7 protein-coding genes and 2 pseudogenes are annotated in these 7,373 nt (G+C 68.5%); 3 read left to right on the forward strand and 6 right to left on the reverse strand.

Going from position 1 to position 7,373, the window contains the following annotated elements:
* Nucleotides 1-477, forward strand: a pseudogene (locus LPZ50_RS19010) (ferritin-like domain-containing protein); the annotation flags it as partial.
* 33 nt (nucleotides 478-510) lie between these two features.
* On the opposite strand, the pseudogene LPZ50_RS19015 reads toward LPZ50_RS19010, so the two are convergent.
* Both LPZ50_RS19015 and hmgA read right to left on the reverse strand, forming a co-directional pair.
* Nucleotides 511-759 (reverse strand): annotated as a pseudogene (locus tag LPZ50_RS19015) (fumarylacetoacetase); the annotation flags it as partial.
* Between the two features lie 10 nt (nucleotides 760-769).
* Nucleotides 770-2,071: a homogentisate 1,2-dioxygenase gene (hmgA, locus tag LPZ50_RS19020; protein WP_230663695.1), complete on the reverse strand. Its 1,302-nt coding sequence runs from the start codon at nucleotides 2,069-2,071 to the stop codon at nucleotides 770-772.
* Between the two features lie 141 nt (nucleotides 2,072-2,212).
* On the opposite strand from hmgA, the gene LPZ50_RS19025 reads away from it, so the two are divergent.
* Nucleotides 2,213-3,121: a LysR family transcriptional regulator gene (locus tag LPZ50_RS19025; RefSeq protein WP_230663697.1), complete on the forward strand. Its 909-nt coding sequence runs from the start codon at nucleotides 2,213-2,215 to the stop codon at nucleotides 3,119-3,121.
* A 13-nt stretch (nucleotides 3,122-3,134) separates the two neighbouring features.
* Here the strand turns inward: LPZ50_RS19025 and LPZ50_RS19030 are convergent, their stop codons facing one another.
* From LPZ50_RS19030 to LPZ50_RS19045, 4 genes are read right to left on the reverse strand one after another with little or no spacing between them, the layout of a single operon-like run.
* Nucleotides 3,135-3,530, reverse strand: coding sequence for a RidA family protein (locus LPZ50_RS19030; RefSeq protein WP_230663699.1), 396 nt, complete (start codon nucleotides 3,528-3,530; stop codon nucleotides 3,135-3,137).
* A 28-nt stretch (nucleotides 3,531-3,558) separates the two neighbouring features.
* On the reverse strand, nucleotides 3,559-4,701 hold the full coding sequence (locus LPZ50_RS19035) for a DSD1 family PLP-dependent enzyme (protein ID WP_230663702.1): 1,143 nt from the start codon (nucleotides 4,699-4,701) through the stop codon (nucleotides 3,559-3,561).
* Between the two features lie 19 nt (nucleotides 4,702-4,720).
* Nucleotides 4,721-5,707: a tripartite tricarboxylate transporter substrate-binding protein gene (locus LPZ50_RS19040; protein ID WP_230663705.1), complete on the reverse strand. Its 987-nt coding sequence runs from the start codon at nucleotides 5,705-5,707 to the stop codon at nucleotides 4,721-4,723.
* Nucleotides 5,708-5,722: 15 nt separating this feature from the next.
* On the reverse strand, nucleotides 5,723-6,379 hold the full coding sequence (locus tag LPZ50_RS19045; protein ID WP_230663708.1) for an HAD family hydrolase: 657 nt from the start codon (nucleotides 6,377-6,379) through the stop codon (nucleotides 5,723-5,725).
* A 96-nt stretch (nucleotides 6,380-6,475) separates the two neighbouring features.
* On the opposite strand from LPZ50_RS19045, the gene LPZ50_RS19050 reads away from it, so the two are divergent.
* The coding region (locus LPZ50_RS19050) for a LysR family transcriptional regulator (RefSeq protein ID WP_230663711.1) at nucleotides 6,476-7,373 on the forward strand (898 nt) is incomplete at its 3' end.

Consider the following 7,373-nt stretch of genomic DNA (forward strand, 5'->3'; position numbering starts at 1 on the left):
CTGGGCGCCGCTGGAACCTCCGGCGCGGGCGCCACGGTGGGCAGCATGACGCAATCGAGCACGGGTAGCGACAACGCCATCGTCGACAACGACGACGTGGTGGACGTGCTCGACGATCTGCTGGAATCCTGCCGCGACGGCGAATACGGTTTCCGTACGTCGGCCGAGCACGCCGAATCGCCCGAACTCAAGGGCATCTTCCTGCGCCATGCCAGCGAATGCGCTGCCGCCGCAGCAGAGCTGGAGCGCGAGATCCGCAACCACGGCGGCGAGCCTTCGTCCGGCGGCACGGTCTCTGGCGCACTGCACCGCGGCTGGGTTTCGGTGAAGGCCGCCATGACGACCCGCGATGACAAGGCCGTGCTGGAAGAGTGCGAGCGCGGCGAGGACGCCGCCGTGGCCCGCTACCGCAAGGCGTTGAAGGCCCCGCTGCCCGCCTCGGTCCGGGCCTTGGTGGAGCGCCAGGCGCAGGGCGCTCCAGTGCGTGCGGCCCAGGGCCATCAGGGCATTCAGGCTGTCGCCACGGCAGGCGTCCAGTGCTTCGGCGGCCGGGCCGTCGAACACACTCAGCCCTGCCAGCGCGGCCAGGTCCAGGATGCGGTCGCCGATGGCCACGCCCGGGCGGAAGGCTTCTTGCGAACCGCGGCGGCGGAACACCGCGTACGGCAGGTTCTGCACCGGGAAACCGGTGGCATCGCCATTGGCGCTGTCCACCCAGCTGGTCAGGGCGGCGTCGTGGGTTTCGTTCAGAGTGGTCATGGGCAATGAATCAGTGAGGTTGGGCGGGGTTGAAGTGTTTCTTCAGCCCCTGCCAGCATTGGTAGTAGTCGCCCTGCAACTGCGAAGATTCCAGGGCCTGCGCGGTGGGACGGATGACGCGTCGCGTCTCGAACATGAACGCCATGGTATCGCGGATGTAATGCGGCTGGCGCGTGTCGGCGGCCGTGGCTTTCTCGAAGGTGCCGGCGTCCGGCCCGTGGCCGCTCATGCAGTTGTGCAGGCTGGCGCCGCCGGGGGCGAAGCCGTCGGCCTTGGCGTCGTACACGCCGTGGATCAGCCCCATGAACTCGCTGGCCACGTTGCGATGGAACCAGGGCGGACGGAACGTGTCTTCCATGGCCAGCACGCGCGGCGGGAAAATGGCGAAGTCCATGTTGGCGGTGCCGGGGGTGTCCGACGGCGCCGTCAGCACCGTGAATATCGACGGGTCGGGATGATCGAAGCTGATGGAGCCTATGGTGTTGAAACGGCGCAGGTCGTATTTGTAGGGCGCGTGCGTGCCATGCCAGGCCACCACGTCCAGCGGTGAATGGCCGATGGGCGCGCGCCAGAAGCCGCCGGTGAACTTGCCTATCAGTTCGAAGTCGCCTTCCACGTCTTCATAGCAGGCCACGGGGGTCTGGAAGTCGCGCGGGTTGGCCAGGCAGTTCGAGCCTATGGGGCCCAGCTCGGGCAGCCGCAACGCGGCGCCGAAGTTTTCCAGCATATAGCCGCGCGCCTCTCCGTCGGGCAGTTCCACGCGCATGCGCACGCCGCGCGGAATCACGGCGATTTCCAGGGGCTCCAGTTCGATCACGCCCAGTTCGGTGGCCAGGCGCAGCCGGCCTTGCTGCGGCACGATCAGCAGTTCGCCGTCGGCGTTATAGAAGAACCGGCCGTGCATCGACCGGTTGGCGGCATACAGGTGGATGCCCACGCCGCCGTGTTCCCCGGGGCCGCCATTGCCGCCCCAGGTTTGCACGCCCTCGATGAAATCGGTGGGAGCGTCGGGCATGGGCAGCGGGCTCCAGCGCAACTGGTTGGGCGTGACTGGGCCGGTGCCGAAGTCGCTGAGCCAGCGCGCCGCGCCGCCGAAGGGTTCGAAGGGGCGGTGCTGCACGCCCGGCCGGATGCGGTACAGCCACGAACGGCGGTTTTCCGAACGGGGGGCGGTGAAGGCGGTGCCGGACAATTGTTCGGCATACAGGCCATAGGGGCAGCGCTGGGGCGAATTGCGGCCCGCCGGCAGGGCGCCGGGCAGCGCTTCCGTGGCCCAGTCGTTGCCGAAGCCGGATTGATATTGCAGGGGCATGGTGTCTCTCTCCAGGGGCGTGCGCGCAGGGCGCACGGCGTGCATGCAGCCTGCATTGTCGGAAAAAAGCCAAGCCCTGGCTATGGGAATACAAAAATATCAGCTATAAATTTGCTGAATAGGTATTCCGGGGAACGCGGCATGGCCGAACTGCGCAATCTCGATCTGAATTTACTGGTGGTGTTCCAGCATCTGCTGGAAGAACGCAATATCTCGGCGGTGGCGCGCCGCCTGGACTTGTCGCAGCCGGCGGTCAGCAATGCGCTGCGGCGCCTGCGCACCGCGTTGGGCGACGATCTGTTCGTGCGCACGCCCCAGGGCATGCAGCCCACGCCCCAGGCCGAGCGCCTGGGCGGCCCGGTGGGCGAAGCCCTGGCGCTGCTGTCGCACACCCTGGATGCCACCCACGATTTCCATGCCGCCCGCAGCCAGCGGCGTTTTCGCATTGCCATGTCGGACGTGGGCGAAATCCATTTCATGCCGCGCCTGATGGAACAATGCGCGCGGCATGCGCCGGGCGTGCGCATCGACTCGCTGCGCCTGGCGGGCGCCGACTTGCGCCACGAAATGGACGCCGGCCGGGTCGACCTGGCCATCGGCGCGTTCGACGGCCTGGGCAGCGGCGTCATGCAGCGCATGCTGTTCCGCCAGGGCTATGCCACGCTGTTCCGGCGCGGCCACCCCACTGCGCACGAAGGCATGGGGCTGAAGGCCTTCCGCGCCGAGCGCCATCTGGTGGTGTCGCGCGCGGCGCCCTATGGGCAGGTGAACCAGTCACTGGAAAAAGCCGGGGTGGCGCTGGACGCGCACTTCAGCGTGCCGCATTTTTCGGCGGTGCCGTACATCGTCAGCACCACCGACCTGCTGGCCACCGTGCCGCGCAAGCTGGCGGCCAGCGCCGGGCCGCATTTCCAGTTGGGCATGCTGACTCCGCCCGTGCGCGTGCCGGCGCTGCAAACCAATCTGTACTGGCACCGGCGCTTTCATCGCGACAGCGGCAGCCAGTGGCTGCGCGCGCTGGTGGTGGACACGTTCGCCGACGCCCCCTGAAAGCCGCCGCGGTTCAGAGCATGGCGACGGCCTCGACTTCCACCTTGAAACCGTAATGCAGCGGGCCGGTGGGCACCACCGCGCGGGCCGGGCGCGCCGCGCCCGCCCAGGCCGCATATACCGTATTGAAGGCGGGCCAGTTGTCCACGCTGTCTACATATACCCGCACCTGCACCAGGCGTTCGACACTGCTGCCGGCGGCCTGCAGCGCGGCGGCCAGGTTGTCCAGCACCTGGCGCGCCTGGGCCTCGAAGGGGGCGCCGTCCAGCCTGGTGCCGTCGGGCCGGATGGGCAACTGGCCGGAAACGTACACCATGCCATTGGCCACGCAGGCATGGCTGTAATGCCCGCCGGGTCGGGCCAGGCTGTCGGGCGATACGTAATGGGGCGCGGGGGGCGAGGTCGTCATGTGTCCTGGATGATGGAAAAGGGGTGCGTTACCAGCCGTGCGCGCGGTCCCAGGCCTGCAGGGTGCCGTCGGGTTGCAAGGCCTGGTATTGGGGATATTGCGCACCGGTGGCGCAGGCATGGTTGGGCAGCACGCGCAGGCGCGTGCCGATGGGAAAGCGCGCCACTACGTCGCCGCCCGGCTGGGCCGGCGCCATGATGCCGTGTTCCTGGTTGGCGCCAATAAGCGTATAACCGTCCAGCGGTTCGCCGTCCAGCGTGCAGACCTGGCCGTAGCCGAAGTCGCGGGCCTGGTCGCGCGTGCCGCGGTCGCGGCTCATGGCCATCCAGCCCGCGTCGACAATGACCCAGCCTTTGTCGGCCTGGTGGCCGATGACGGTTGTCAGCACGCTCAGCGCCAGTTCATCGGTGCGGCATACGCCGATGTTGTGCATGACCAGGTCGAAGAATACATATACGCCCGCGCGCACTTCGGTAACCCCTTGCAGGTTCTGCGCCGACAGCGCGGTGGGCGTGGACCCTACGCTGACACCCGGGCAAGGCAGGCCTGCGGCGCGCAGGCGTTCGGCCGCGCGCACGCAGCCGGCGCGTTCCTGTTCGGCCATGGCGGCCAGCGCCTGCGGCGTGTCCAGTTCATAGCTGGAGCCGGCGTGCGTCATGACGCCGCCCAGCTTCATGCCGCCTGTATGCAAGGCGGTGCCCACGTCCAGCAGCGCGGCTTCTTCGGGCTTGATGCCCGAACGATGCCCGTCGGTGTCCACCTCGATCCACACCTCGAAGGCTTCGCCGTGTTCGCCGCCGAACCGGGCAATGGCGCTTGCGCCCGCCACGCTGTCGGTAATGATCTTCAGGTTGCAGCCCTGCCGGCGCAGCGCCAGCGCGGCGGGCAGCCGGTGTTCGGCCATGCCGACGGCATACAGAATGTCCGTGATGCCGGCTTCAAAGAACTGCGTGGCTTCTTTCAGCGTGGATACGGTGACGCCGCGCGCGCCCGCGGCCAACTGGGCCTGCGCCACGGGCGTGCATTTGCTGGTTTTCACGTGCGGCCGCAGGGCCACGCCCAGCGTATCCATGCGTTGCTGCATGCGCTGGATGTTGCCCTGCATGCGAGCCACGTCGACGATGGCGGCGGGCGTGTCCAGGGAGCTCAGGGAATGGGAAGCTTGGGTCATGGGTTGCTCGTTACTAAATTCAGTTCAGGAATTCCTGCCTGGCTTTCAAGGCCGGCACGTCATCGCGCAGGCCGCGCTGGATCATGTCGGTTACTACTTGCGGCCCGGCGGCATCGCCTTGCGGCAGATCCACACCCACTGCCTTCATCTGCGCCGCAAACTTCGCGTCCGATGCCGCGTCCTGCAAAGCTTGCTGCAGCCGGGCCAGGGCCGGCTCCGGTGTGCCGCGCGGCGCGAATAGTGCGTTCCAGGAGCGGATGTTCAGCGGGTAACCCGCCTGCGCGGCGGTGCCCACGCCGGGCAGCTGCGCCAGGGGCGTATCCGAGAGTACCGCAATGGCCTTGAGCTTGCCGCCGGCAATCTGCGGCAGCGACGTGGTGGTCTGGTCGCACATGAAATCGGTCTGGCCTCCCATCAGGTCGCTGATGGCCGGTGCGACGCCGCGGTACGGCACGTGGGTGGCGGGCCGGTTCAATGCCGCCAGCAGCAGCACGCAGCCGTAGTGCGAAATCGACCCCACGCCGGCGCTGCCGTAGGTGGCCTTGTCGCCCCGGGTGGCCAGCCAGTCGGCGAACTGCGGCAGGGTGTCGGCGGGAAAATCCGGGCGCGCCAGCAGCAGCATGGGCGCCGAACCGGCCAGCCCTATCGGCAGGAAGTTGGCCTGTGGGTCGTAGGGCAGGTTGGGATACACGGCGGCATTGGCCACATGGGTACCCAGCGTGCCGAAGCCCAGCGTATAGCCGTCGGCCTGGGCTCGCGCGACGCGCTGCAGGCCGATGGTGCCGCCCGCGCCCCCCACGTTTTCCACCACCATGGGTTGGCCCAGGCGCTCGCCCATGTGCTGCGCGAAACCGCGCGCCAGCGCATCGCTGGGACCGCCCGCCGGGAACGGCACCACCAGCGTGACCGGCCGCTGCGGGAAAGGCTGCGCCAGCGCGGACGGCACCGCGCACACCAGCAGAAGCAGGGCGGCCAGCGGCGCCGCGTAGCAATGGAAGCGGATCATGGGAACTCCGTATGGTCAGGACGACAGGGGCTGGAACTGCCGCAGCCAGGGCAGCGCCGCTTCCAGGGTGGGGGATTGCATCTCGGCGGCCGGGGCGCCCGCCGGCAGGGCCAGGCCGACGCGGTTGTGCCAATAGGTGCGCAGCCCGACGCGCGACGTGCCGAACAGGTCGTAGCCCGAGCCGGCCACGAAGGCGGCATCGGCCGGCGCGACGCCCAACTGGTCCAGGGCCATTTGATAGGGGCGTGGGTCGGGCTTGTAGTAGCCCGCATCCTCTGAGGTGACCATCACATCCCAGTCAATGCCCAGCAAGTCCGCGGCCTGGCGGCCCAGGCGTTGCGAACAGTTGGTCACCACCGCCAACCGGGTGTGCGGGCGCAGTGCCTGCAGCAGTGCGCGGGCACCGTCCCAGGGTTGCAGGGCGGTCCAGCGGGTTTCGAGTTCGTCGGCCGCGCGGCCGGGCAGGCCAACAGCCCGCGCCGCGTCGCGCACCAGTTGCTCGTAGGGCACGTAGCGGCCGCAGCCGTATGTCAGGCGCAGGTACTCGGCGCGCCAGGCTCGGCCGTCCTGTTCCGAGCCCGCGGCGGCGTTCCATACCGTCCAGGAATCAAGCAGGGCAGTCAGCAGGTCGAACAGTACGGCGCGTGGGTAAAAGGCGGGCGTGGCGGCCATGGCGTACTCCGGTGTAGATAGGCAATGGCACGACTATAGGCCTGCGGGGCCTTGCTGTGATTTAATGATTCTTCAGTTATCGTTAAGCCAGCCTGAATGATAAAAACCGAGGACCTGGAGTTGGCCGCCGCCCTGGCGCAGGCCCCATCGCTTAGTGCGGCGGCCCGCGCACTGAATGTGACGCCGCCCGCCTTGTCCATGCGCCTGCGCAAGCTGGAAACCGCGCTGGGGCTGGCCCTGGCCGTGCGCACGGCGCGCCGCCTGAGCCTGACGCCGGAAGGCGAACGCTTCGCCCGCGAGGCCACGGCGCTGCTGGCGCAGTTGCACGCCCTGCCCGAATCGCTGCAGCGCGACGACAGCCTGCTGACCGGCACGCTGCGCATTGCCGCACCCTTTGGCTACGGCCGCCGCCACATTGCCCCCGTACTGGCCGGCCTGGCGCAGCGCCATCCCGGCCTGCGCGTGCAACTGGATCTGCGCGAAACGCCCTGGCCCGATCATCACGACGCCGATGCAGTGGTGCACATCGGCACGGTGCGCGATTCGTCCTGGGTGGCGCGCCGGCTGGCCGACAACGAGCGCTGGCTTTGCGCCAGCCCGCACTACCTGGACCAGCACGGCATGCCGCGCGAACCGCGCGATCTGCTGCGGCATCGCTGCATCTGCATACGCGAGAACGATGAAGACGTCACCCTGTGGCGCTTCCGGCGGCCGGGCCGGCGCGCGGCGGGCCAGAAGGCAGTGGAAACGGTGCGGGTAACGCCGGCCTATGTGTCCAACGATGGCGACGTGGCACGCGCCTGGGCCGAACAGGGCCTGGGCATGGTGGTGCGCTCGCAATGGGACGCCGAGGCCGCCGTGGCGCGCGGCACACTGGTGCGCGTGCTGCCGGCCTGGCAACTGGATGCGGTGCCCGTGATGCTGCTGGTGCCCGGACGCAAAGGGCGCAGCGCGCGCGTCAAGGCATTGCTGGAATGCTTCGCCGATAGTGGCG

Source organism: Bordetella petrii (assembly GCF_020991325.1).
In the GTDB taxonomy this organism is placed as follows: Bacteria; Pseudomonadota; Gammaproteobacteria; order Burkholderiales; family Burkholderiaceae_B; genus Bordetella_A; species Bordetella_A petrii_E.